Raw genomic sequence first — 22,933 nt, forward strand, 5'->3', positions numbered from 1 at the left:
AGCGTAGCGTCACCGGGCATTCCGTACTTAGCGTTTTGAACCGTAATAGACTTCGTTCCAGCGCAGCGCGTCTTTGAAGGCGGGCAGGCGGGTATCGTTATCAATCACGGTCAGCTCGATATCGTGCAGCTCGGCGAACTGACGCATGTCGTTCAGATCCAGCGCGTGGCTAAACACCGTGTGGTGCGCGCCGCCGGCCAGGATCCAGGCCTCTGAGGCGGTTGGCAGGTCAGGCTGTGCTTTCCACAGGGCGTTGGCGACCGGCAGTTTCGGCAGAGAGTGCGGCGTTTCAACCGCATCGACGCAGTTCACCAGCAGGCGGAAGCGATCGCCCAGGTCGATCAGGCTGGCGTTGATGGCCGGGCCCGTACGGGTGTTGAAGATCAGACGCGCCGGATCGGCTTTGCCGCCGATGCCGAGGTACTGCACGTCGAGGATCGGTTTCTCTTCCACGGCGATCGTCGGGCACACTTCCAGCATGTGCGAGCCGAGCACCAGGTCGTTGCCGTTTTCGAAGTGATAGGTGTAGTCCTCCATAAAGGAGGTGCCGCCCTGCAGACCGGTCGACATCACCTTCATGATGCGAAGCAGAGCGGCAGTTTTCCAGTCGCCTTCGCCCGCAAAGCCGTAGCCCTGCTGCATCAGACGTTGTACTGCCAGACCCGGCAGCTGTTTCAGGCCGTGGAGGTCTTCAAAGGTAGTGGTAAAGGCGTGGAAGCCGCCCTGTTCCAGGAAGCGCTTCATGCCCAGCTCGATGCGCGCCGCGTCCAGCACGTTCTGACGCTTGTCGCCGTTGATTTGTGCCGCAGGCGTCAGGCGGTAGCTGCTTTCGTACTCGTCCACCAAAGCGCTCACGTCGCCGTCGCTGATTTCATTCACCACCTGCACCAGGTCGCCCACGGCCCAGGTGTTCACGGAGAAGCCGAACTTGATCTGCGCGGCCACTTTGTCGCCGTCCGTGACCGCCACTTCACGCATGTTGTCGCCGAAACGCACCACTTTCAGATGGCGGGTATCCTGCTTAGAGACCGCCTGACGCATCCAGGAGCCGATACGCTGTTGCGCCTTGCCATCCTGCCAGTGGCCGGTGACCACCGCGTGCTGCTGGCGCATACGCGCGCCGATGAAGCCGAACTCGCGGCCGCCGTGCGCGGTCTGGTTCAGGTTCATAAAGTCCATGTCGATGCTGTCCCACGGCAGGGAGGCGTTGAACTGGGTATGGAACTGCAGCAGCGGTTTGTTGAGGATAGACAGGCCGTTGATCCACATTTTGGCGGGTGAGAAGGTGTGCAGCCACACCACCAGACCGGCGCATTTATCGTCGTAGTTGGCGTCGCGGCAGATGTGGGTAATTTCGTCAGGCGTCGTGCCCAGCGGTTTCAGCACCAGTTTGCACGGCAGTTTAGCTTCCGCGTTCAGCGCGTTAACGACGTGCTCCGCGTGTTTCGTCACCTGCTGCAGCGCTTCCGGTCCGTACAGATGCTGGCTGCCAATCACAAACCACACTTCATAGTTATTAAAAATGGTCATCATCGTGTCCTTAATGGGTCAGGGTTGCCGTAGTGTCCGCGGTGCTTTTGGCCGGGGCGGCGACAGGGAGATAGTGAAGTTCGGCGCTTTTTGCCCATTGCTGGTAGCGCTGATAAAGCTGTTCAAAGCGTTGCGCCTGCTGGGCACGCGGCTGAAGCGTGTTTTCGACGGCGCTCGCCATATGCTGCTGCGCGATCGGGATGTCGGCATGAACGCCCGCAGCCACGGCGGCGAAAATCGCCGCGCCCAGCGCGCAGCACTGATCGGAGGCCACAATCTGCAGCGGACGGTTCAGCACGTCGCAGCAGGCCTGCATGATCACCGGGTTTTTACGGGCGATGCCGCCCAGCGCCATCACGTTGTTCACGTCGATGCCCTGCCCGGTGAAGCACTCCATAATGGCGCGGGCACCGAAGGCCGTTGCGGCAATCAGACCGCCGAACAGCGCGGGCGCGTCGGTCGCCAGGTTGAGATCGGTGATCACCCCTTTCAGACGCTGGTTGGCAAACGGCGTGCGGCGGCCGTTAAACCAGTCCAGCACCACCGGCAGGTGATCGAGAGACGGATTTTTTGCCCAGGCTTCGGTGAGCTGCGGCAGAAGCTGCTTTTTGCTGTCGGCTATCTGGGTTTTTAGTTCAGGATGTGCCGCCGCCAGCTGGTCCAGCGGCCAGCCGAGCACGCGACCAAACCAGGCGTAGATATCGCCAAACGCGGACTGACCCGCTTCAAGACCGATGAAGTCCGGCACCACGCTGCCGTCAACCTGGCCGCAGATGCCTTTCACCGCCCGGTCGCCGACGGTGGCTTTATCTGCCGTCAGGATGTCGCAGGTGGAGGTCCCGATGACTTTGACCAGCGTGTTTGGCTGTGCGCCCGCGCCCACGGCGCCCATATGGCAGTCAAAGGCGCCGCCGGAGATGGCCACGTTCTGCGGCAGGCCGAGGCGCGTCGCCCACTCTTCGCAGAGGGTGCCGACGGGAATATCGGCGGTAAAGGTGTCGGTAAACAGCGGGTACGTCAGGCTCTTGTTGAGGATCGGGTCGAGTTCATCGAAGAACGCGGCCGGAGGCAGGCCGCCCCAGCTTTCGTGCCACAGGGATTTATGCCCGGCGCTGCAGCGGCCGCGGCGGATATCCTGCGGGCGAGTGGTGCCGGAGAGCAGGGCAGGCACCCAGTCGCACAGCTCAACCCATGACGCCGCAGCCTGCGCGACGGCTGCGTCGGCACGGGTGACGTGGAGGATCTTGGCCCAGAACCATTCGCTGGAATAAATCCCGCCGATGTAGCGCGAGTAGTCTGTCTTGCCCGGCTGATGGCACAGGCGCGTAATGGCTTCAGCCTCTTCTACGGCGGTGTGGTCTTTCCACAGCACGAACATGGCGTTCGGGTTGTCGGCAAACTCCGGGCGCAGCGCCAGCACGCGGCCTTCGGCATCCACCGGGGCAGGCGTGGAGCCGGTGCTGTCGACGCCAATTCCGACAATCTCAGCCCGCTGGGCATCGGTCAGTTCGGCAAGGACGGTTTTGATCGCCGCTTCCATCGACTCGATATAGTCACGCGGGTGGTGACGGAACTGGTTGTTCGGCGCATCACAGTAGCGCCCCTCTTGCCAGCGCGGGTACCACTCAACGCTGGTTGCTATCTCCTGGCCGGACGTACAGTCCACTGCCAGCGCGCGAACCGAATCGCTGCCAAAATCGAGGCCAATCGCAATTGCCATGGTGTTGCTCCATCGAAAAAACAGGTATGGAAGAACATTAGAGACTGGGGAAAAAAGTCGTCAGGCAGGATCCGCTAATCTTATGGACTAAATTGCTGTTACAACGGAAAGTGTGACGCCGTGCAAATATTCAATGTGGACATTTCTGCCGCACTTATAGACACTTTTGTTACTGGTTATCTGCCTGCTCTGGCGGAGAAATCAGGGGGAAAGGCTGAAACATGGCGGACGTAAAAGCGGCGTGATGCTTTTTGGATCTTTTCGCGGGCCATTTTAAAGCTGCTTTTAGTGATATGGACAATTGGTTTCCTTCAGGACCCTTGGGAGAACTGAATCTATGGCCGAAACGCAAAACGATCCCCTGCTGCCGGGATACTCGTTTAACGCGCACCTTGTGGCGGGACTGACCCCTATCGAGGCTGAGGGATACCTCGACTTTTACGTCGACCGACCGCTCGGCATGAAAGGGTATATCCTCAATCTGACCGTGCGAGGAGAAGGGATCATCAAGAACGGTGACCAGCAGTTTGTCTGCCGCCCCGGCGATATCCTGCTGTTCCCGCCGGGGGAGATCCACCACTATGGCCGTCATCCGGATGCCAAAGAGTGGTATCACCAGTGGGTCTATTTCCGTCCGCGCGCCTACTGGCAGGAGTGGCTTTCGTGGCCCGCCATTTTTGCGCATACCGGTTTTTATCGCCCAGATGAGGTTCATCTGGCGCAGTTTCGCGAGCTTTTTGCGCAGATTATCGAGGCGGGACAGGCCGGTGGTCGCTACGCCGAACTGCTGGCGATTAACCTGCTTGAACAGCTGCTGCTGCGACGGATGGAGGCGATTAACGAGTCGCTTAATCCCCCGCTGGACAACCGCGTGCGCGACGCCTGCCAGTACATCAGCGACCACCTGGCCGATAGCCAGTTTGATATCGCCAGCGTTGCTCAGCACGTCTGCCTGTCGCCGTCGCGGCTGTCGCATCTGTTCCGCCAGCAGCTGGGCGTCAGCGTATTGAGCTGGCGCGAGGATCAGCGCATCAGCCAGGCGAAGCTGCTGCTCAGTACCACCCGGATGCCGATTGCCACCGTCGGACGCAACGTGGGCTTTGAGGATCAGCTCTATTTCTCCCGGGTATTTAAAAAATGCACCGGCGCCAGCCCGAGCGAATTCCGCGCGGGATGTGAATAAACGGTAAAAAAAGATAAACAAACAGGTGAATGCAGAAAGCAACCTGTAAACTATTCAGACAATTGTTGCCTTGACGCGGTGCGGGGCGCTAAGCAGAATCGCTGATTCGTTTTCTGACCGGAATAGTTATGCAGGCATTGCTGGAACACTTTATTACCCAGTCCGTTATGTACTCGCTCATCGCCGTGGCGCTGGTGGCGTTTCTGGAATCGCTGGCGCTGGTTGGGCTGATCCTGCCCGGCACCGTGATGATGGCAGGGCTTGGGGCGCTGATTGGCAGCGGCGAGGTTAATTTCTGGCAGGCGTGGCTGGCCGGGATTATCGGCTGCCTGCTCGGCGACTGGATCTCCTTCTGGCTGGGCTGGCGCTTTAAGAAGCCGCTGCACCGCTGGTCGTTCATGAAAAAGAACAAAGCCCTGCTGGATAAAACCGAGCATGCGCTGCATCAGCACAGCATGTTTACCATCCTCGTCGGCCGCTTTGTCGGGCCAACGCGTCCGCTGGTGCCGATGGTGGCGGGGATGCTGGATCTGCCCGTCGCGAAATTCGTGGTGCCGAACATTATCGGCTGCGTCTTCTGGCCGCCGTTCTACTTCCTGCCGGGGATCCTGGCCGGCGCGGCCATCGATATCCCCGACGGTATGCAAAGCGGTGAGTTTAAGTGGCTGCTGCTGGGCACGGCTGTGCTGCTGTGGCTGGCGGCATGGCTCTGCTGGCGGCTGTGGCGCAGCGCGAAAGCCAGCGTCGATCGCCTGACGCGCTATCTTCCGCGCTCTCGCCTTTTGTGGCTGGCCCCGCTGACGCTGGGTGTGGCCGTGGTGGCGCTGGTCGCGCTGATTCGTCACCCGCTGATGCCGGTGTACGGCGAGATTTTATTGAAAGTGGTCAGCCGTTAAGGACTTTTCCCTCTCCCTGTGGGAGAGGGCATCAGACGGCACGAATGCCCAACAGTGAAGACGCCCCCGCCTTACCGCTCAGCAGTTCTTCTGTTTTTCCATCCCACAAAATACGCCCTTCGGCAATCACCACCGATCGCGGGGCGATGCGGGCAGCATCCTCAATACTGTGTGAAACCATCAGCATCGTCAGCTGCTGGCGCTGACAGACGTCCTGCACCAGGGCGAGCATCTCCAGGCGCAGCGCGGGATCGAGCGCCGAGAACGGCTCATCCAGCAGCAGGATCGGCTGCTCGCGGACAAGACATCGCGCCAGCGCCACGCGCTGACGCTGGCCGCCGGAAAGCTCGCCCGGCAGCCTGTCGATGAACTCGTTGATCCCCATCTGGGCGGCAATGATCTCCAGCTTCTGGCGCTGGGCATCGTTCAGCCTGAGTCCCGGATGCATCCCCAGCGCGATGTTTTGCCGCACCGTCAGATGGGTAAACAGGTTGTTTTCCTGAAACAGCATTGAGACCGGACGTTTCGCGGGCGGCGTGTGGGTATGATCTTGATTGTTAATGACGATCGCGCCGCTTGCCGGCTGCAGAAAACCCGCAATCAGATTAAGCAGCGTGCTTTTTCCCGCGCCGCTTGGGCCAAGCACGGCGATCATCTCCCCCTGGCGCACGGAGAGCGTGAAGCGCATCGGCAGATGCTGGTAAAGCCAGGTTACATCAGTCAGTTTTAACATCACGCCCCGGAAGTTTTTCGATAACGGTAAATAAGGCAAAGCACAGCAGCAGCAGTAACAGCGCGGTGACCGCGCCGTCCTGACTGCGGTAAGAGCCGATTTGCTGATAGAGCCAGTATGGCAGCGTGCGGAAATCGTCATTGCCGAAAAGCGCCACCACGCCAAAATCCCCAATCGACAGCACGCAGGCAAACGCCAGCGCCTGCGCCAGCGGACGTTTCAGCGCGCGGAGTTCCACCACCTTCAGCCGCTGCCAGCCCTGCATGCCCAGCGACTGGCACAGCAAACCGTAGCGGCTGTTGACGTCGCGCATCGGGTTTTCCAGCACTTTGAGCGCGTAAGGAATGGCCATCAGGGCGTTGGTGAAAATCACAATGCCGTCGGCCCTTTCCGGCAGGCCGATGGTGCTGTTGAACAGTAAAAAGAAGCCCGTCGCCAGTACGATGCCCGGCATCGCCAGAATCAGCATCCCTGTCAGCTCCAGCGTCTGCCCGGCCTTTTGGGCCTGCCGGGCATAGAGTTCACGGCTGCTCCACAGCAGCATCATGGTTAGCACGACGCACAGTAACCCTGCCGCCAGCGCGATACGCAGCGAGGTCCATGTCGCCTGCCAGAGGACGGGCTGTTGCAGGACGGAGATGAGATTGAGGTTCAGTCCGTCAACGATAACGGCCATTAGCGGCGGCAGCAGAAGCAGGAGCGCCAGCGCGATCAGGATAAAATCGGTAACGCGGCTGTGCAGGCTGTCCTGCGGATCGCGCCAGCCGGTTATTTGATTACTGCCAGCAGGAATGGCTTTACTCAGCCGCTGGCTCAGCAGCACCAGCACAAGGCAGCACGCCATCTGCACCATCGCCAGCAGCGCGGCGCGACCGGGATCGTAGTCGTAACTCAGCGCCTGGTAAATCGCCAGCTCAATGGTGGTGGCCTGCGGCCCGCCGCCGAGCGACAGCACGGTGGCAAAGCTGGCAAAGCAGAGCATAAAGATTAACGCCGCGACGGGCGGGAGCTGGCGGCGCAGCCATGGCCATTCGACAAAGCGGAAGAACGACACGCCGCGCATGCCGAGCTGGGCGGCAATCTGGCGCTGCTCGCCGGGAATGTTCTCCAGCGCCTGCAAAAAGAGGCGCGTTGCCATCGGCATATTGAAAAACACGTGTGCGAGCAGAATGCCCTGCAGTCCGTAAGGAGAGAATGACCATTCCAGACCAAGCTGGCCGAACAGCGAAGCCAGCCAGCCCTGACGACCGTAAACGCTGAGGATCCCAAATACCGCCACCAGCACGGGCAGGATCAGCGTCATGGCGCACAGGCGCAGCAGTGCCAGCCTGCCGGGAAAACGGCGCCGATACAGGGCGCGCGCCAGAAAAATAGCCGGGAGCACCGACAGCAGGGCTGAGAGCGACGCCTGCCAGAAGGAGAAACGGATAACGTGCCAGAGGTAGCTGTCGTGCCAGAGGGCGAGCAGGTCGCTCTCTGGCGCGTTGAACCACAGTGCAAGAAAAGCCCCCAGGCTGACCGCCACCATCACTGTGGCGGCGAGCAGCCCGGGAAGTAACCAGCCGGGAATCAACGGCTGACGGCGCGTTGCCATTCACTTACCCATGCTGCACGCTGCGCGGCGACCTGCTGCGGCGTAAACTCCAGCGAGGTTTTTGGTTTGGTCAGCTGCTCGAAACCTGCGGGCAGCGCAACGTTCGTGACCGGATACATCCAGTTGCCTGCGGGAATCGCATTCTGGAACGCCGGTGAAACCATAAATTTCAGGAACTTCTCGGCCAGCTCCGGCTGCTTGCTGGCGGCGGTACGCGCGGCGACTTCCACCTGCAGATAGTGCCCTTCAGCAAAATCAGCGGCAGCATAGTTATCTTTCTTCTCGGCGATGATGTGGTAGGCCGGAGAGGTGGTGTAGCTCAGCACCAGATCGCTTTCACCTTTCAGGAACAGGCCATAGGCTTCGCTCCAGCCTTTGGTGACGGTGACGGTTTTGGCGGCCAGTTTCTGCCACGCCTCCGGCGCTTTATCCCCGTAAACCTTTTGCATCCACAGCAGCAGGCCCAGGCCTGGCGTACTGGTGCGCGGATCTTCATAAATCACGCGCCATTTCTGGTCACTCTCAACCAGCTCTTTCAGGCTCTTCGGCGGGTTTTTCAGCTTATTTTTGTCGTAAACAAAAGCAAAGTAGCCATAGTCGAACGGCACAAAGGTGTCGTTTTTCCAGCCGCCCGGCACGTTAACGGCCTCTGCCGCTACGCCGCTTTTGGCAAACAGTTTGGTTTGCGAGGCGGCTTCCAGCAGGTTGTTATCCAGCCCGAGCACCACGTCGGCCTTGCTGTTTTTCCCTTCCATGCGCAGACGGTTGAGCAGCGATACGCCATCTTCCAGCGCCACGAACTTCAGCTCGCAGTTACAGTCAGCTTCGAAGGCTTTTTTAACCACCGGGCCAGGGCCCCAGTCGGCAGAGAAGGAGTCATAGGTGTAGACCGTCAGGACGGGCTTCGCAAAAGCAGGCAGCGCAAACAGCGCCAGCAGGGGGAGAACTTTTTTTAACACTTTGCACCTCAAAGTTGAGTGGCAAAGGATTTTGAGAGACAGCCTCAAATCCCTTCGCCGGCGTTATCCGGATCAGGTTCGACGGGTATTATCTCAGCGCACATCTGTGATGCAGCACCCCGTTGAGAACGGCGCTATTGTAATGATTTGGTGAATATTACGAAAGCGTTATGGCTCCGGCGGCGCAAACCAGGCGGATTTAAAATCAAACCAGCCCAGGGTGTTCATCCGCAGGCCGCGCATGCTGCGCTGGCCCTGGATCATCAGCCAGTGGTGGATCAAGGGTACGATCGCCTGCTCGGCCAGAAGCTGCTGGCACCACGCTGCAAGATTCATTTCGCCCGCGCGCCACAGGGCGGCATCCTGCTGCCAGTCACGGTCGATGCAGTGCTGGATCAGCGGGACTTCATACAGATGCGAGAAAAGGGAAAAATCGAGCGGCAGGGTAAAGTTGGCGCTGTTGAGCCAGATATCACTGGCGATCTCCCCCTGATGCCATTCGTCATAGTCCACTTCCCTGACCTCTAACGTGACCCCCTCGGCTGCCAGCAGCCGGGTCATGATTCTGGCGATAAAACGATGCTCCACGTGTTCGCGGTAGTAGGTCAGGGTGATGGACTCCAGCCCTGCGGGTTTGTCGCAGTGCACCGGGCGGGCGTGGTGCCAGCGCGGAAGCAGGCCGTACGCCGGGAACCAGTATGTCTGGTACTGCTCTTCCGCATGGTAAATCAGATTGGAAGGGGACAAAACGTGGCTAACCCACTTGCGGACGGCCTGGTTTGCCCCACGGTGGGTGCGGCGGTCAAACAGGAGATAGTAACACCCTTCCTCGAGGCGACTCTCCACGGCTTTTTCTCCCGTGGTGGGGCCTTCCAGGGTCAGCCCGCAGCTCAGGTCTTCATTGAGATCCGGCAATACCCAGACGTTCACTTCGTCGATCAGCGCCCGATAGCCAAAGTAGTCGTCGAACGCGCGGATTTTCAGCTGGTTGCTGTTATTGCGGGACACGGAGTAGGGCCCGGTGCCAATCGGCAGGCTGGCAAAATTGTTCATTGATTCCCACTCGCCGGGCAAAATCATCGACGGCACGTAGCCCAGCAGCCAGGGAAGCCACTTATCCTGCTGCGACAGCTCAATATCCAGCGTCCAGGCCGTGGGGGAGTGGATGCGGGAGATATGCGAGTAGAGCGGTAGCCTGCGGGCTCGTTCCAGAGAGGCGATGACGTCGTGCATTTCCAGCTCGCGGCCGTGGTGAAAGTGGATGCCGGGGCGTAAAAAGAAGCGCCAGTGGCGCGGGGAAAGCTGCTGCCAGTGGTGCGCGATATCCGCCTCCAGTTCCCCGTTTTCCTCATTTATCCGCGTCAGGCCGCTGAAGATTTGCCGGGCCATGTGGGTTTCTGAGCGGCGTAAGGCCGTGCCGGGCAACAGATTTTTCATCGGACGGTAATAGAGCACTCGCAGAATGTGGCGGCCCTGACGAAAGCTGCGCCCGAGATGGGAAACCAGCATCTGGCGCACGGCGGCTTTGTCGCCCACCAGCTGGACCAGCTGATCGATGCGGTCCTGCTCGAGCAGATCTTCCGCGCGCTGCTGCTGCAGCGCCAGCCCGGTATAGAGGAAGGTCAGCCGCGAACGTTTGCCGCGTCCCGCCTCCGCTTCCCAGCTTAACCAGCCCTGCTGCTGCATGGTGTTGAGCAGCGTGCGCATATGGCGGCGGGAGCAGCTAAGCAGGTCAGCCAGCTCGTTGAGCGTAGTCTCCTGCGATTGCCCCTCGCAGCACTGCCAGAGGCGGATAAACTGTTGTTGCAGACGACCGGAAGGCATAAAAGGGGAACTCCTGACAAAAAACCAGCAATTTATTTATCCCTATATTAGGCCAATAATTCTCCCCGATGAAGCGAGGAGGTAAATTATGAAGAGGTCTACCGCACGTCAGTTTTATCAGCAGTACTTTTCAGCGACAAAAGGATCGTCCTGGCTGGCCCGCCGGTGTGCAGAGCAACGGCTGAAAACGTTAGAAGAATTGATGCAGTGGGACGTTACAACACCGACCTCTTCCCGCTAACTCGCCTCGATCATGTGTGACTGAGTATTGGTGCTTATCACCCGCCAGCAAAATGTTTTTGCTGGCTTTTTTCGTTTACTATTCACCCAATTTCGATTCGCTTTCACAAGGACTTGCGCATGCTCTGGTTGATGACGATGGGGCGACGCCTTAACGGCGTGTATGCCGCTTTTATGCTGGTGGCCTTTATGATGGGCGTGGCGGGGGCGCTGCAGGCGCCGACGCTGAGCCTGTTTCTCAGCCGTGAGGTGGGGGCGCAGCCGTTTTGGGTCGGCCTGTTTTACACCGTTAACGCCATTGCCGGGATCCTGGTCAGCCTCGCGCTGGCGAAACGATCGGACAGCCAGGGCGATCGCCGCAGGCTGATCCTCTTTTGCTGCGCCATGGCCGTGGGCAACGCGCTGCTCTTTGCCTTCAACCGTCATTATCTGACGCTTATTACCTGCGGCGTGCTGCTGGCGTCGCTGGCGAACACCGCCATGCCGCAGCTGTTCGCGCTGGCCCGTGAATACGCGGATAACTCGGCGCGTGAAGTGGTGATGTTCAGCTCGGTGATGCGCGCCCAGCTTTCGCTGGCGTGGGTCATTGGCCCGCCGCTGGCCTTTATGCTGGCGTTGAACTACGGCTTTACCACCATGTTTTCCATCGCCGCCGGGATTTTTGTCATCAGCCTGGCGCTGATTGCCTTCGCGCTGCCGTCCGTGGCGCGCGTCGAACAGACGACGGATAAACCTGTCACCGAGGTGAGCGGCTGGCAGGACAAAAACGTCCGCATGCTGTTTATTGCCTCCACGCTGATGTGGACCTGCAACACCATGTACATCATCGATATGCCGCTGTGGATCAGCAGCGATCTGGGCCTGCCGGACAAGCTTGCGGGGATCTTGATGGGAACTGCCGCCGGGCTGGAAATTCCGGCAATGATTCTGGCGGGTTACTACGTTAAGCGCTTTGGAAAGCGCAGGATGATGATTGTCGCCGTGGCGGCCGGGGTGCTGTTCTACGCGGGGCTGATCCTTTTCCATTCGCGGGAAGCGTTGCTGGCGCTGCAGCTGTTTAACGCCGTGTTTATTGGGATTGTTGCCGGGATCGGCATGCTCTGGTTTCAGGATCTCATGCCCGGTCGTGCCGGCTCGGCGACCACGCTTTTTACCAACAGCATTTCAACCGGGGTGATTCTGGCGGGCGTGATTCAGGGGGCGCTGGCGCAAAGCTACGGGCATGCGTCTGTCTACTGGATGATTGCGGCGCTATCCGTCGTGACGCTTCTGCTGACCTGCCGCGTAAAAGACGTGTGATCGGATGAACGAAACGGAGCCCGGGAACGCCGGGCTCTGTGAACCGTTTTATTCTGAATACTGATATTTACGCTGCGCGCGTAGCGTCAGGTACATATGAACGAGGCCCATGAAGCCGTGTGCCCAGAAATATGTCTCAATAAAGACCGTCAGGAATTTATGCAAATCCAAGACGGATTCCGTGACGGACGAAACCGGCCCGAGCGTGGCGTTCAGCATGAACCAGGCCGCGCCGCAGAGTGCAACGCCCAGCAGCGCCAGCACGCCCAGACCTTGCACCGTTGCTGCCATACCGCCGGCATGCGCGTCAGGAAGCTGACGCTGCGCGAGGGTGCGAATATCGTCAACAATTCCGCGAAAATCCAGCGCCAGCCAGGCGAAGTAATACTTAAATCCGCGCTGGGTTAACATCCATGCCATCATGGCAATGCCACAAAAAATTAAACCAAATCCGGAGATAACATGGATCCAGGTGAAAATTCCGTTCAGCCCGGATTCGTGGAGGGCTTCACTTTCGGTGAAATTAGAATTGATAATCTGGGCGAGGACCAGTAAGGCCACAAGAATGTGCAGTATGCGAAGAAAAGGCGTTTCTTTATGGGGAAGCGTATCGCGCAATGTTGGTTTCATCGCTTTTTACCTCAATAATGAGAGAGCTGATGCGATGCAGTGTGACGCAGATTAATTAACGAAACCTTAACGGTCGGTTGCGTCACACTGTATTTATGCGTTCCGGTTAGCGGGCAGGATCAATATGCGTCATCACGTTCAGTACATTGAATTTTTGCATCACGTTATTTCTGGCATTCACGGCAATCTGATGTCCTTCTTTTACGCTTAATTCGCCGTTCACTTCAAGATGGACATCGACAAGGGCTAAATCACCCATCTTGCGGGTTTTTAAATCATGGAGTCCGGTGACGCCCTCGGTTGCGAGAAGACACGTTTTGATGTCGTGCTCCAGCTCGGGCTCAAGCGAACGGTCCATCAGATCGTGCAGGGCATCGGCAGAAAATTTGTAACCCATGTGGGCGATGAATACTCCGACAATCAGGGCCGCAATGAGGTCCATCGCGTGAAAACCCACTAAATTCCCGGCAATGCCGATGGCGACAACCACTGACGACGCTGCGTCAGAACGGGCATGCCAGGCATTGGCTATCAGCAGCGAGGACTGAATACGTTTTCCCGTGGCAAACATGTATCTGAACAGGCTTTCCTTCACCACCAGCGCCAGTATCGCCACCCACAGCGCGGCCCCTTTCACCAGCTGATGCGTCTCGGGGTGAAGCAGTTTATTGCCTGCGGACCAGAGCATCCCTACCCCCACAAGCAGCAGAATAGCGCCAATAATGAGCTTTGCACCGTTTTCGAAACGCAGATGACCGTAATGATGATCGATATCAGAGGCTTTCTGGCTCTTTTTATTCGCAACCAGAACGACAAAGTCGGAGGATAAATCGGAAAGAGAATGAATCCCATCAGCAATTAAACCTTGTGAGCCGGAGAATATCCCTGCAAGTATCTGAAATGCGGTGAGTAAACTATTTGTTATCACGCTTACTAATGTGCATTTATGTATTTCCCGAGAACGGATGTGAGACTCATTGCCATTTTTCTTTTCCATGATTATTTCCGCTGCCAGCTGATTGAGCGGTTATTCTGCGCAGGAAACATTAAATTGACATTAAATATAACGTCATTATTGGCTGGGTTTGGGAAGTATTTACAGAAGGAGGCGGGTATCGGGATAAAACGCGGCCTGCAGAATGGACTGCAGGCCGGAGGGTTATTTCATAAATGCAGGTTGTTTGTTTTCGTAAGCGGCAATCGCCGCGTCGTGCTGGAGAGTTAAACCAATGCTGTCCAGACCGTTAAGCATGCAGTGACGGCGGAACGCATCAATGCTGAAGCTGTAGGTCTTATCCCCGGCTTTCACCACTTCTGCTTCCAGATCCACTTCAAACGAAATGCCCGGATTCGCCTTAACCAGCGCGAACAACTCATCGACCTGTTCATCGCTCAGCGTGACGGGCAGCAGCTGGTTGTTGAAGCTGTTACCGTAAAAAATATCCGCGAAGCTTGGGGCAATGACCACTTTAAAACCGTAGTCGGTGAGCGCCCACGGCGCGTGTTCACGGGATGAGCCGCAGCCAAAGTTTTCGCGTGCCAGCAAAATGGAGGCGCCTTTATATTCCGGGAAGTTCAGAACGAATTCCGGATTAGGCACTTCTCCCTTATCGTCCAGGAAACGCCAGTCGTTAAACAGATGTGCGCCGAAACCGGTACGCGTCACTTTCTGCAGAAACTGTTTTGGAATAATAGCGTCAGTATCGACGTTAGCGGCGTCCAGCGGGACAACCCGGCCCGTATGTTGGGTAAATTTCTCTGCCATGATTGTCTCCTTATTTCAGGCTGCGAATATCGGCGAAATGGCCGGTGACTGCCGCAGCGGCGGCCATTGCCGGGCTGACCAGATGGGTGCGCCCACCGCGGCCCTGACGGCCTTCAAAGTTACGGTTGCTGGTGGAGGCGCAGCGCTCGCCCGGATTCAGGCGATCGTTGTTCATGGCCAGACACATGGAGCAGCCGGGCAGACGCCACTCGAAGCCCGCTTCGATAAAGATCTTATCCAGACCTTCGGCTTCCGCCTGGGCTTTCACCGGGCCGGAGCCAGGTACCACCAGCGCCTGAACGCCTGGCGCCACTTTGCGGCCTTTGGCAATCTCGGCGGCGGCACGCAAATCTTCGATACGGGAGTTGGTGCAGGAACCGATAAAGACTTTATCAATGGCGACATCGGTCAACGGCACGCCGGGCTTCAGCCCCATGTAGGCCAGCGCTTTTTCCGCACTGGCGCGCTCGACCGGATCGGTAAAGGATGCCGGGTCCGGGATATTGTCGTTAACGGAAATCACCTGGCCCGGATTGGTGCCCCAGGTCACCTGAGGCGCAATCTCTTCTGCCTGCAGCGTGACGACAGTGTCAAAGGCTGCGCCATCGTCGGTTTTCAGGGTTTTCCAGTACGCTACCGCGTCGTCAAAATTCTGACCTTTCGGCGCGTGCAGACGACCCTTCACGTAGTTGAAGGTGGTTTCGTCCGGCGCGACCAGACCGGCTTTTGCGCCCATCTCAATCGCCATATTGCACAGGGTCATGCGTCCCTCCATGCTCAGCGCCTGGATGGCTTCCCCGCAGAACTCAACAACGTGACCGGTGCCGCCTGCGCTGCCGGTTTTACCGATGATGGCCAGCACGATGTCTTTTGCGGTAATACCCGGTGCGGCTTTACCCTTCACTTCAATCTTCATGGTTTTGGCGCGGCCCTGTTTCAGGGTCTGCGTTGCCAGCACATGTTCCACCTCGGAAGTGCCAATCCCGAACGCCAGAGCGCCAAACGCGCCGTGGGTCGCGGTATGGGAGTCCCCGCAGACGATGGTCATACCCGGCAGGGTGATCCCTTGTTCAGGCCCCATCACGTGGACGATGCCCTGATACGGATGGTTCAGGTCGTACAGCTCAACGCCAAATTCATTGCAGTTCTTAATCAGCTCCTGCATCTGGATACGCGCCATCTCACCCGAGGCATTGATGTCTTTGGTCTGGGTGGAAACGTTGTGATCCATCGTCGCGAAGGTTTTACCCGGCTGACGTACCGGACGCTTGTGCGCGCGCAGGCCGTCAAATGCCTGAGGAGAAGTCACTTCGTGTACCAGATGACGGTCAATGTACAGCAGCGGGGTTTCGTTCGGTGCCTCGTAAACAACGTGCGCATCAAACAACTTTTCATATAACGTCTTAGCCATGATCACACCCCTTCAGCGACATAGCGGGCAATGATGTCGCCCATTTCATCGGTACTGACTGCCGCCGTGCCGCGTGCTAAATCGCCGGTACGGACGCCTTCTTCTAACGCCCGGTTAATGGCGTTTTCAATTGCGGTTGCTGCCTCGCCTGCATCCAGGCTGTAGCGCAGCAGCAGTGCCAGGGAGAGGATCTGCGCAATCGGGTTAGCAATATTTTTACCGGCAATATCCGGCGCGGAGCCGCCCGCAGGCTCGTACAGACCAAAGCCTTCTTCATTCAGGCTTGCAGAGGGCAGCATGCCCATCGAGCCGGTGATCATCGCGCATTCGTCAGAGAGGATATCGCCGAACAGGTTGGAGCACAGCAGCACGTCAAACTGGGACGGATCTTTAATCAGCTGCATGGTCGCGTTGTCGATGTACATGTGCGACAGCGCGACGTCCGGGTACTGCTTAGCGACTTCACTGACGATCTCGCGCCACAAAATGGAAGACTGCAGCACGTTCGCTTTATCAATGGAGGTCACTTTATGGCGGCGTTTGCGCGCCGACTCGAACGCGATGTGGGCGATACGTTCGATTTCGAAACGGTGATACACCTCGGTGTCGAACGCTTTCTCGTGTTGTCCGCTGCCTTCGCGTCCTTTTGGCTGACCGAAATAGATCCCACCGGTCAGTTCACGCACGCACAGAATGTCGAAACCGTTGGCGGCGATATCCGCACGCAGCGGGCAGAACTCTTCCAGACCCTGATACAGCTTCGCCGGACGCAGGTTGCTGAACAGTTTGAAATGTTTACGCAGCGGCAGCAGCGCGCCGCGTTCAGGCTGCTCTGCCGGAGGCAGGTGTTCCCATTTCGGGCCACCGACGGAACCAAACAGCACGGCATCGGCATTTTCGCAGCCTTCCACGGTCGCTTTTGGCAGCGGCGTACCGTGGTTATCAATCGCAATACCGCCCACGTCGTAGTGGCTGGTGGTGATTTTCATAGCAAAACGCGCGCGAACGGCTTCCAGTACTTTCAGCGCCTGTGCCATCACTTCCGGACCAATACCGTCGCCCGGCAACACAGCAATATGGTAATTCTTCGACATTACACGGTTTCCTTGTTGTTCTCTTTATTCTGAGCTTTGCGTTGCAACTCTTTTTCGACTTCGGCGGCGCGCCAGATGTTGTTCAGAACATGCACCATCGCTTTCGCGGAGGATTCAACGATATCGGTCGCCAGGCCCACGCCATGGAAGCGGCGGCCATTGTGGGTAACAACAATGTCGACCTGACCCAGTGCATCTTTGCCGTGGCCCTTGGCCGTCAGGTCATATTTCACCAGCTCAACGTCGTACTCGGTGACGCGATTAATCGCCTGGTAAATGGCATCGACAGGGCCGTTACCGTTAGCGGCCTCTGCTTTAATTTCATCGCCGCAGGCCAGTTTGACCGAGGCGGTGGCGATGTCGCTGGAGCCGGACTGCACGTTGAAGTAATCCAGACGGAAGTGCTCCGGCTCTTCCTGCTGCTTGTTAATAAAGGCCAGCGCTTCCAGGTCATAGTCGAACACCTGACCTTTTTTGTCGGCCAGCTTCAGGAACGCGTCGTACAGCTGATCCATGTTGTAATCGCTGTCCTTATAACCCATCTCTTCCATACGGTGTTTAACCGCGGCGCGACCGGAACGGGAGGTCAGGTTCAGCTGTACTTGATTCAGGCCGATGGATTCCGGGGTCATGATTTCGTAGTTTTCACGATTCTTCAGGACGCCATCCTGGTGGATACCGGAGGAGTGCGCGAAGGCGCCGGTACCGACAATCGCTTTGTTAGCCGGAATGGGCATGTTGCAAATCTGGCTGACGGTCTGGCTGGTGCGCCAGATTTCGTTGTGATTAATGCGGGTGTGCACGTCCATGATGTCTTTGCGCACTTTGATCGCCATGATCACTTCTTCCAGCGAACAGTTGCCCGCGCGTTCGCCGATACCGTTCATCGCGCCTTCTACCTGACGCGCGCCAGCGTGGACGGCGGCGATGGCATTGCCTACGGCCAGACCCAAATCATCGTGGGTGTGGACGGAGATAATTGCTTTATCAATATTCGGCACGCGGTCATACAGGCCGGTGATGATGTTGGAGAACTCAAACGGCATGGTGTAGCCGACGGTGTCCGGGATGTTGATGGTTTTCGCGCCTGCGTTGATGGCGGCTTCTACAACGCGCGCCAGGTCTTCGATTGGCGTACGGCCCGCATCTTCACAGGAGAACTCAACGTCATCGGTATAGTTGCGTGCGCGTTTAACCATGTAGACCGCGCGCTCAATCACCTCATCCAGCGTGCTGCGCAGCTTGGTTGCGATGTGCATAGGCGAGGTAGCAATAAAGGTGTGGATACGGAACGCTTCGGCGACCTTCAGCGACTCGGCGGCGACGTCGATGTCTTTCTCTACGCAGCGCGCCAGGGCACAGACGCGGCTGTTTTTAATGGTGCGCGCAATGGTCTGTACGGATTCGAAATCACCCGGGGAAGAGACAGGGAAACCGACCTCCATCACGTCAACACCCATACGTTCGAGAGCCAGCGCGATCTGCAGTTTCTCTTTTACACTCAGGCTTGCCTGTAATGCCTGTTCACCGTCACGTAAAGTTGTATCGAAAATAATGACTTGCTGGCTCATGGGTTAGGTCCTTGTCAGTCTTAGGGCGCCTTGCTACGAGCATAAAAAAACCCGCGCAGTGGCGCGGGTTTCTAGTCTTACTGGTGACGATTCAACGCTGAATTTCGCCCGCCAGTCTACCGCGCACAGTGGATGCGTTTAGTAGTAGTAGACCGGTGAAACGAATGGTGCGTGTCATGAATCGTGCTCCGTTAAATTCAATATGCTTTTAGTGGTACTGGATACGGTTGTTCATGTCAACCCCTGAGGATGAAAACGGGCCCGACAGATGGAATCAACCGGGTATTCACTTTAGCTAATTGTGCTGGTTTTAGCTTTTTTGACCCGATTAATTGTCTAATTTTGGACTTGAGAAAAGAGTTGCAGAAACCAATAAATATAAATGTTTAAAAATGAGTGAAATGTTTTATGAGGATGCTTTGTGTTTAAATAGATTTGATATCATAAACTTATAAATGCAGTGAATCTTTTCCGGAATGCTGGAAATCGAATAGAGATAACAGGTTGTTAACTAACTGTAGGGCGATAGTAATAACAGTTTAATAATACTTAAATCATCATTAACCTGACGGCAATTGTATATTGGTTTGATTTATGGTTTCATTTAAATCCTAAAGTCAAACATATCAGTTTTGTTCATTAATTTTCGTTAATATACAGTCTTTATTTATTCCGAATTTTAAATAATTCTCTTTCGCTGATCGTATTTGCATGATAAATGATATTTTTCAGGATTATTACCGTACGTTGGCAAAGGGGTGTAGCGTGACAGTGGAGTCAGAAGTGCCAGAAAATAATATTAAACAACCTCAAGCTACTGATGGGATTAAACCACAGTTACGCACGGTGGATCTGAATCTTCTGACGGTGTTTGATGCTGTCATGCAGGAACAGAATATCACCCGCGCTGCCCAAACCTTGGGGATGTCACAACCTGCCGTGAGTAATGCCGTTGCCAGGCTTAAGCTTATGTTTAACGAAGAATTATTTGTTCGCTACGGGAGGGGGATCCAGCCTACGGCGCGCGCATTCCAGCTGTTTGGCTCCATTCGCCAGGCGTTGCAACTGGTCCAAAATGAGCTGCCGGGATCGGGCTTTGAACCCTTAAGCAGCGAGCGCGTATTCCATCTTTGTGTCTGTAGCCCTTTAGACAATTATTTAACGTCGATTATCTATAATAAAGTTGAAGAGATCGCACCCAATATCAATCTTGTTTTTAAATCATCCCTGAATCAAAACACAGAACATCAGTTACGCTATCAGGAGATCGAATTCGTTCTGGGGTATGAAGAGTTCCGTCGTCCGGAATTTTCCTGCGTGCCGCTGTTTAAAGATGAAATGGTTTTGGTCGCCAGTAAAAAACACCCGCGCCTGAATTCTCCGCTGCGAGAAAACGATGTTTATAACGAGCAACACGCCGTTGTTGCGCTCGACAGATATGCTTCTTTTAGCCTGCCGTGGTATGACACTGCGGATAAACAGGCGAGCGTGGCTTATCAGGGCATGGCCATGGTCAGCGTATTAAACGTGGTTTCCCAGACACAGCTGGTGGCAATTGCGCCGCGCTGGCTGGCAGAAGAGTTTTCTGACCCTTTAAATCTGCAAATTTTGCCTCTGCCGCTCAAGCTAAATAGCCGTACCTGTTATCTTTCCTGGCATGAAGCAGCGGGCCGGGATAAAGGACATCAGTGGATGGAAGAGTTGCTGGTTGGCATCTGTCGCCGGTAAACGCATCAGGATAAATCGCATCGGTTTATGTGATTTATCCTGAGTTTTTTTAGATAACTACTATTTTGTTCTGTGATGTTTTTTTTTGGCTGCTCTACGGCACGCAAAAATAGATGATTTCCTGCATTTTCGCGCTTTTCAGCGATGATTTATCACCTCACTCTCTATTCCCAGAGGAATTAACCATATCTTCTGTGAACGGCTGCTTTTTCTGCTTTACGCACCGTTTATCTCCCCGGGTTTGCTAATTGCCTGCCTCATAACGAGCGGTTAAGGTAAAGAACACTCTGCAAAATATAAGATTGGTTCATCCCAATCGTAAGACGGTGCGGAAATGAATTCGGCAGTCCGTCTATAACAAAATGCCTGGAGGCAAAGCATGGAGATGTTGTCTGGCGCGGAAATGGTCGTTCGGTCGCTGATCGATCAGGGCGTAAAGCAAGTGTTCGGCTACCCTGGCGGTGCGGTTCTCGATATTTATGATGCGCTGCATACGGTTGGGGGCATTGACCATGTTCTGGTACGTCACGAGCAGGCGGCGGTACACATGGCTGACGGCCTGGCACGTGCGACGGGTGAAGTGGGCGTGGTGTTAGTCACGTCTGGCCCCGGCGCGACAAACGCCATTACCGGGATTGCGACGGCCTATATGGACTCTATCCCGCTGGTGATCCTCTCCGGGCAGGTGGCAACCTCACTGATTGGCTACGATGCGTTTCAGGAGTGCGACATGGTTGGGATTTCGCGTCCCGTTGTGAAGCACAGCTTCCTGGTCAAGCAAACAGAAGACATTCCCGGCATACTGAAAAAAGCCTTCTGGCTGGCGGCGAGCGGACGCCCGGGACCGGTGGTGGTCGATCTGCCTAAAGATATTCTCAATCCTGCAAACAAGCTGCCTTATGTCTGGCCGGAATCGGTCAGCATGCGCTCTTATAATCCCACAACGCAGGGGCATAAAGGTCAGATCAAGCGAGCGTTGCAAACGCTTCTGGCAGCCAAAAAACCGGTGGTCTATGTCGGTGGCGGGGCGATCAACTCTGCCTGTGAAGCCCAGCTTCGTGAACTGATTGAAAAGCTTAACCTTCCCGTTGCGTCGTCACTGATGGGGCTGGGGGCGTTCCCTGCCACCCATCGTCAGGCGCTGGGAATGCTGGGTATGCACGGTACCTATGAAGCCAACATGACGATGCATCATTCCGATGTGATCTTTGCCGTGGGCGTGCGCTTTGACGACCGCACCACCAACAACCTGGCGAAGTATTGCCCGAACGCTACCGTGCTGCACATTGATATCGATCCAACGTCAATTTCAAAAACGGTGTCGGCTGATGTGCCGATCGTAGGTGATGCCCGGCAGGTTCTGGAGCAAATGCTGGATCTGCTGACCCAGGAGAGTGCAACCCAGCCGCTGGATGAGATCCGCGACTGGTGGCAGCAGATTGAACAGTGGCGCGCGCGTCAGTGCCTGAAATATGACACGCAAAGTGAAAATATTAAGCCGCAGGCGGTCATTGAAGCGGTGTGGCGACTGACGAAAGGTGAGGCGTACGTGACCTCAGACGTGGGGCAGCATCAGATGTTTGCCGCCCTGTATTACCCGTTTGATAAACCGCGACACTGGATCAACTCCGGTGGTTTGGGAACTATGGGCTTTGGTCTGCCTGCCGCGCTGGGCGTGAAGCTGGCGCTGCCGAATGAAACCGTCGTCTGCGTGACGGGGGACGGCAGTATTCAGATGAACATTCAGGAGCTGTCTACCGCGCTGCAATATGAACTGCCGGTACTGGTGCTGAACCTGAATAACGGGTATCTCGGTATGGTGAAGCAGTGGCAGGATATGATCTACTCTGGCCGCCACTCTCAGTCATACATGAAATCGCTGCCGGATTTTGTTCGTCTTGCTGAAGCTTACGGCCATGTAGGCATGCGGGTGACCGATCCGGCTGAGCTGGAGACGAAGCTCGCGCAAGCGCTTGAGCACGTTAAAAACAACCGCCTCGTCTTTATGGATGTGATTGTTGATGGGACCGAGCACGTTTATCCGATGCATATTCGTGGTGGTGGTATGGATGAAATGTGGTTAAGCAAAACGGAGAGAACCTGATATGCGCCGGATATTATCTGTTTTACTGGAAAACGAGTCTGGCGCACTGTCGCGCGTCATTGGCCTTTTTGCGCAGCGCGGTTATAACATTGAAAGCCTGACCGTTGCCCCAACGGAAGACCCGACGCTGTCGCGCATGACGATCCAAACCGTCGGCGATGCCAAAGTGCTTGAGCAAATTGAAAAACAGCTGCATAAGCTGGTCGACGTACTGCGCGTGAGCGAGCTGGGGCAGGGGGCCTACGTTGAGCGTGAGGTCATGCTGGTGAAAATCCAGGCCAGCGGCTACGGGCGTGATGAAGTCAAACGCAATGCGGATATTTTCCGCGGACAAATTATCGACGTCACGCCTTCTCTTTATACTGTGCAGCTGGTCGGGACAAGCGACAAGCTGGATGCTTTCCTCGCGTCCGTGCGGGACGTCGCAAAAATTGTCGAGGTGGCGAGATCGGGTGTCGTAGGTCTGTCACGCGGCGAGAAAATCATGCGTTAGTTGCCAAAAAGGTTCGCCTCTTTCTGCCCGGTCACCAAAGCCGGGCTTTTTTTTGCGTAATCAGCCGACAACGCAGATAAAAGCGGTTGCCGCGAAGTCTTTTCTGCGTTTAGATGTTAAAAGATTTAACCATAACCTTGACAGGGCCATGGACTCTTT

At 56.2% G+C, this 22,933-nt stretch carries 20 protein-coding genes and 1 riboswitch; of the genes, 7 read left to right on the forward strand and 13 right to left on the reverse strand.

The features are described from left to right. Positions 1-27: 27 nt before the first annotated feature. Positions 28-1,530 (reverse strand): L-arabinose isomerase, encoded by a 1,503-nt coding sequence (gene araA, locus LBF07_RS14680; protein WP_023310371.1) that lies wholly within the window; start codon positions 1,528-1,530, stop codon positions 28-30. Between the two features lie 10 nt (positions 1,531-1,540). Then, entirely contained in the window at positions 1,541-3,250 is a 1,710-nt protein-coding gene (gene araB, locus LBF07_RS14685) for a ribulokinase (RefSeq protein ID WP_094934510.1), read from the reverse strand. A 337-nt stretch (positions 3,251-3,587) separates the two neighbouring features. On the opposite strand from araB, the gene araC reads away from it, so the two are divergent. Next, positions 3,588-4,433 carry an arabinose operon transcriptional regulator AraC gene (gene araC, locus LBF07_RS14690; RefSeq protein WP_023310373.1) on the forward strand — a complete coding sequence of 282 codons (846 nt, stop codon included), beginning with the start codon at positions 3,588-3,590 and terminating at the stop codon, positions 4,431-4,433. Between the two features lie 128 nt (positions 4,434-4,561). Then, positions 4,562-5,329, forward strand: coding sequence for a DedA family protein (locus tag LBF07_RS14695; RefSeq protein WP_023334483.1), 768 nt, complete (start codon positions 4,562-4,564; stop codon positions 5,327-5,329). A gap of 31 nt (positions 5,330-5,360) precedes the next feature. Here the strand turns inward: LBF07_RS14695 and thiQ are convergent, their stop codons facing one another. The 4 genes from thiQ to sgrR all read right to left on the reverse strand — a co-directional run bounded on the left by thiQ (position 5,361) and on the right by sgrR (position 10,439). After that, positions 5,361-6,062 (reverse strand): thiamine ABC transporter ATP-binding protein ThiQ, encoded by a 702-nt coding sequence (gene thiQ / locus LBF07_RS14700; protein ID WP_058840531.1) that lies wholly within the window; start codon positions 6,060-6,062, stop codon positions 5,361-5,363. Further along, positions 6,046-7,656 carry a thiamine/thiamine pyrophosphate ABC transporter permease ThiP gene (gene thiP, locus LBF07_RS14705; protein WP_094934511.1) on the reverse strand — a complete coding sequence of 537 codons (1,611 nt, stop codon included), beginning with the start codon at positions 7,654-7,656 and terminating at the stop codon, positions 6,046-6,048. The genes thiQ and thiP overlap by 17 nt, the downstream gene beginning before the upstream one ends. After that, positions 7,632-8,615, reverse strand: a complete 984-nt coding sequence (gene thiB / locus LBF07_RS14710; RefSeq protein WP_047060150.1) for a thiamine ABC transporter substrate binding subunit — start codon at positions 8,613-8,615, stop codon at positions 7,632-7,634. The genes thiP and thiB overlap by 25 nt, the downstream gene beginning before the upstream one ends. A gap of 31 nt (positions 8,616-8,646) precedes the next feature. Continuing rightward, a riboswitch (TPP riboswitch) is annotated at positions 8,647-8,747 on the reverse strand. A 36-nt stretch (positions 8,748-8,783) separates the two neighbouring features. Continuing rightward, positions 8,784-10,439 (reverse strand): HTH-type transcriptional regulator SgrR, encoded by a 1,656-nt coding sequence (sgrR, locus tag LBF07_RS14715; protein WP_033144620.1) that lies wholly within the window; start codon positions 10,437-10,439, stop codon positions 8,784-8,786. 88 nt (positions 10,440-10,527) lie between these two features. Between sgrR and sgrT the strand changes: the two genes are divergently transcribed. Next, positions 10,528-10,680, forward strand: coding sequence for a glucose uptake inhibitor SgrT (sgrT, locus tag LBF07_RS14720; RefSeq protein ID WP_023334488.1), 153 nt, complete (start codon positions 10,528-10,530; stop codon positions 10,678-10,680). 119 nt (positions 10,681-10,799) lie between these two features. Beyond that, on the forward strand, positions 10,800-11,978 hold the full coding sequence (locus tag LBF07_RS14725; RefSeq protein WP_023310380.1) for a sugar efflux transporter: 1,179 nt from the start codon (positions 10,800-10,802) through the stop codon (positions 11,976-11,978). Positions 11,979-12,026: 48 nt separating this feature from the next. Here the strand turns inward: LBF07_RS14725 and LBF07_RS14730 are convergent, their stop codons facing one another. The 7 genes from LBF07_RS14730 to leuL all read right to left on the reverse strand — a co-directional run bounded on the left by LBF07_RS14730 (position 12,027) and on the right by leuL (position 18,627). Continuing rightward, entirely contained in the window at positions 12,027-12,608 is a 582-nt protein-coding gene (locus LBF07_RS14730; protein WP_094934512.1) for a cytochrome b/b6 domain-containing protein, read from the reverse strand. Positions 12,609-12,714: 106 nt separating this feature from the next. After that, the gene (locus LBF07_RS14735) at positions 12,715-13,605 is read right to left on the reverse strand and encodes a cation diffusion facilitator family transporter (protein ID WP_094934513.1); all 891 of its coding nucleotides are present in this window, start codon (positions 13,603-13,605) and stop codon (positions 12,715-12,717) included. 162 nt (positions 13,606-13,767) lie between these two features. After that, positions 13,768-14,373, reverse strand: a complete 606-nt coding sequence (leuD, locus tag LBF07_RS14740) for a 3-isopropylmalate dehydratase small subunit (protein WP_039260825.1) — start codon at positions 14,371-14,373, stop codon at positions 13,768-13,770. Positions 14,374-14,383: 10 nt separating this feature from the next. Next, a complete protein-coding gene (gene leuC, locus LBF07_RS14745; RefSeq protein ID WP_033144624.1) occupies positions 14,384-15,784 on the reverse strand; it encodes a 3-isopropylmalate dehydratase large subunit in 1,401 nt (466 codons plus the stop codon). A 2-nt stretch (positions 15,785-15,786) separates the two neighbouring features. Next, positions 15,787-16,878, reverse strand: coding sequence for a 3-isopropylmalate dehydrogenase (leuB, locus tag LBF07_RS14750; protein WP_047060144.1), 1,092 nt, complete (start codon positions 16,876-16,878; stop codon positions 15,787-15,789). Further along, positions 16,878-18,449, reverse strand: a complete 1,572-nt coding sequence (gene leuA, locus LBF07_RS14755) for a 2-isopropylmalate synthase (protein ID WP_029741222.1) — start codon at positions 18,447-18,449, stop codon at positions 16,878-16,880. Before leuA ends, leuB begins: the two co-directional genes overlap by 1 nt. Positions 18,450-18,540: 91 nt before the next feature. Continuing rightward, the gene (gene leuL, locus LBF07_RS24740; RefSeq protein ID WP_071786497.1) at positions 18,541-18,627 is read right to left on the reverse strand and encodes a leu operon leader peptide; all 87 of its coding nucleotides are present in this window, start codon (positions 18,625-18,627) and stop codon (positions 18,541-18,543) included. Positions 18,628-19,232: 605 nt separating this feature from the next. On the opposite strand from leuL, the gene leuO reads away from it, so the two are divergent. The 3 genes from leuO (at position 19,233) to ilvN (ending at position 22,774) form a co-directional block, all read left to right on the forward strand. Continuing rightward, on the forward strand, positions 19,233-20,177 hold the full coding sequence (leuO, locus tag LBF07_RS14765; RefSeq protein ID WP_206461981.1) for a transcriptional regulator LeuO: 945 nt from the start codon (positions 19,233-19,235) through the stop codon (positions 20,175-20,177). 379 nt (positions 20,178-20,556) lie between these two features. Further along, complete coding sequence (ilvI, locus tag LBF07_RS14770) at positions 20,557-22,281, forward strand: acetolactate synthase 3 large subunit (RefSeq protein ID WP_029741224.1); 1,725 nt, start codon at positions 20,557-20,559, stop codon at positions 22,279-22,281. 1 nt (position 22,282) lies between these two features. Then, a complete protein-coding gene (ilvN, locus tag LBF07_RS14775) occupies positions 22,283-22,774 on the forward strand; it encodes an acetolactate synthase small subunit (protein ID WP_023310389.1) in 492 nt (163 codons plus the stop codon). The last annotated feature ends 159 nt before the right edge of the window (positions 22,775-22,933 follow it).

Origin of the sequence: Enterobacter cloacae complex sp. ECL352, from assembly GCF_020149545.1 — a bacterium.
GTDB lineage: Bacteria > Pseudomonadota > Gammaproteobacteria > Enterobacterales > Enterobacteriaceae > Enterobacter > Enterobacter asburiae_B.

Bases quoted from the DNA above. Each gene is read 5' to 3' on its own strand.
- LBF07_RS14695 (WP_023334483.1), top strand. From the start codon at position 4,562: ATGCAGGCATTGCTGGAACACTTTATTACCCAGTCCGTTATGTACTCG.
- araA (WP_023310371.1), bottom strand. From the start codon at position 1,530: ATGACCATTTTTAATAACTATGAAGTGTGGTTTGTGATTGGCAGCCAG.
- leuL (WP_071786497.1), bottom strand. From the start codon at position 18,627: ATGACACGCACCATTCGTTTCACCGGTCTACTACTACTAAACGCATCC.
- leuD (WP_039260825.1), bottom strand. From the start codon at position 14,373: ATGGCAGAGAAATTTACCCAACATACGGGCCGGGTTGTCCCGCTGGAC.
- ilvI (WP_029741224.1), top strand. From the start codon at position 20,557: ATGGAGATGTTGTCTGGCGCGGAAATGGTCGTTCGGTCGCTGATCGAT.
- araC (WP_023310373.1), top strand. From the start codon at position 3,588: ATGGCCGAAACGCAAAACGATCCCCTGCTGCCGGGATACTCGTTTAAC.
- araB (WP_094934510.1), bottom strand. From the start codon at position 3,250: ATGGCAATTGCGATTGGCCTCGATTTTGGCAGCGATTCGGTTCGCGCG.
- LBF07_RS14735 (WP_094934513.1), bottom strand. From the start codon at position 13,605: ATGGAAAAGAAAAATGGCAATGAGTCTCACATCCGTTCTCGGGAAATA.
- LBF07_RS14730 (WP_094934512.1), bottom strand. From the start codon at position 12,608: ATGAAACCAACATTGCGCGATACGCTTCCCCATAAAGAAACGCCTTTT.
- leuA (WP_029741222.1), bottom strand. From the start codon at position 18,449: ATGAGCCAGCAAGTCATTATTTTCGATACAACTTTACGTGACGGTGAA.
- leuC (WP_033144624.1), bottom strand. From the start codon at position 15,784: ATGGCTAAGACGTTATATGAAAAGTTGTTTGATGCGCACGTTGTTTAC.
- sgrR (WP_033144620.1), bottom strand. From the start codon at position 10,439: ATGCCTTCCGGTCGTCTGCAACAACAGTTTATCCGCCTCTGGCAGTGC.
- LBF07_RS14725 (WP_023310380.1), top strand. From the start codon at position 10,800: ATGCTCTGGTTGATGACGATGGGGCGACGCCTTAACGGCGTGTATGCC.
- sgrT (WP_023334488.1), top strand. From the start codon at position 10,528: ATGAAGAGGTCTACCGCACGTCAGTTTTATCAGCAGTACTTTTCAGCG.
- ilvN (WP_023310389.1), top strand. From the start codon at position 22,283: ATGCGCCGGATATTATCTGTTTTACTGGAAAACGAGTCTGGCGCACTG.
- thiQ (WP_058840531.1), bottom strand. From the start codon at position 6,062: ATGTTAAAACTGACTGATGTAACCTGGCTTTACCAGCATCTGCCGATG.
- thiP (WP_094934511.1), bottom strand. From the start codon at position 7,656: ATGGCAACGCGCCGTCAGCCGTTGATTCCCGGCTGGTTACTTCCCGGG.
- leuB (WP_047060144.1), bottom strand. From the start codon at position 16,878: ATGTCGAAGAATTACCATATTGCTGTGTTGCCGGGCGACGGTATTGGT.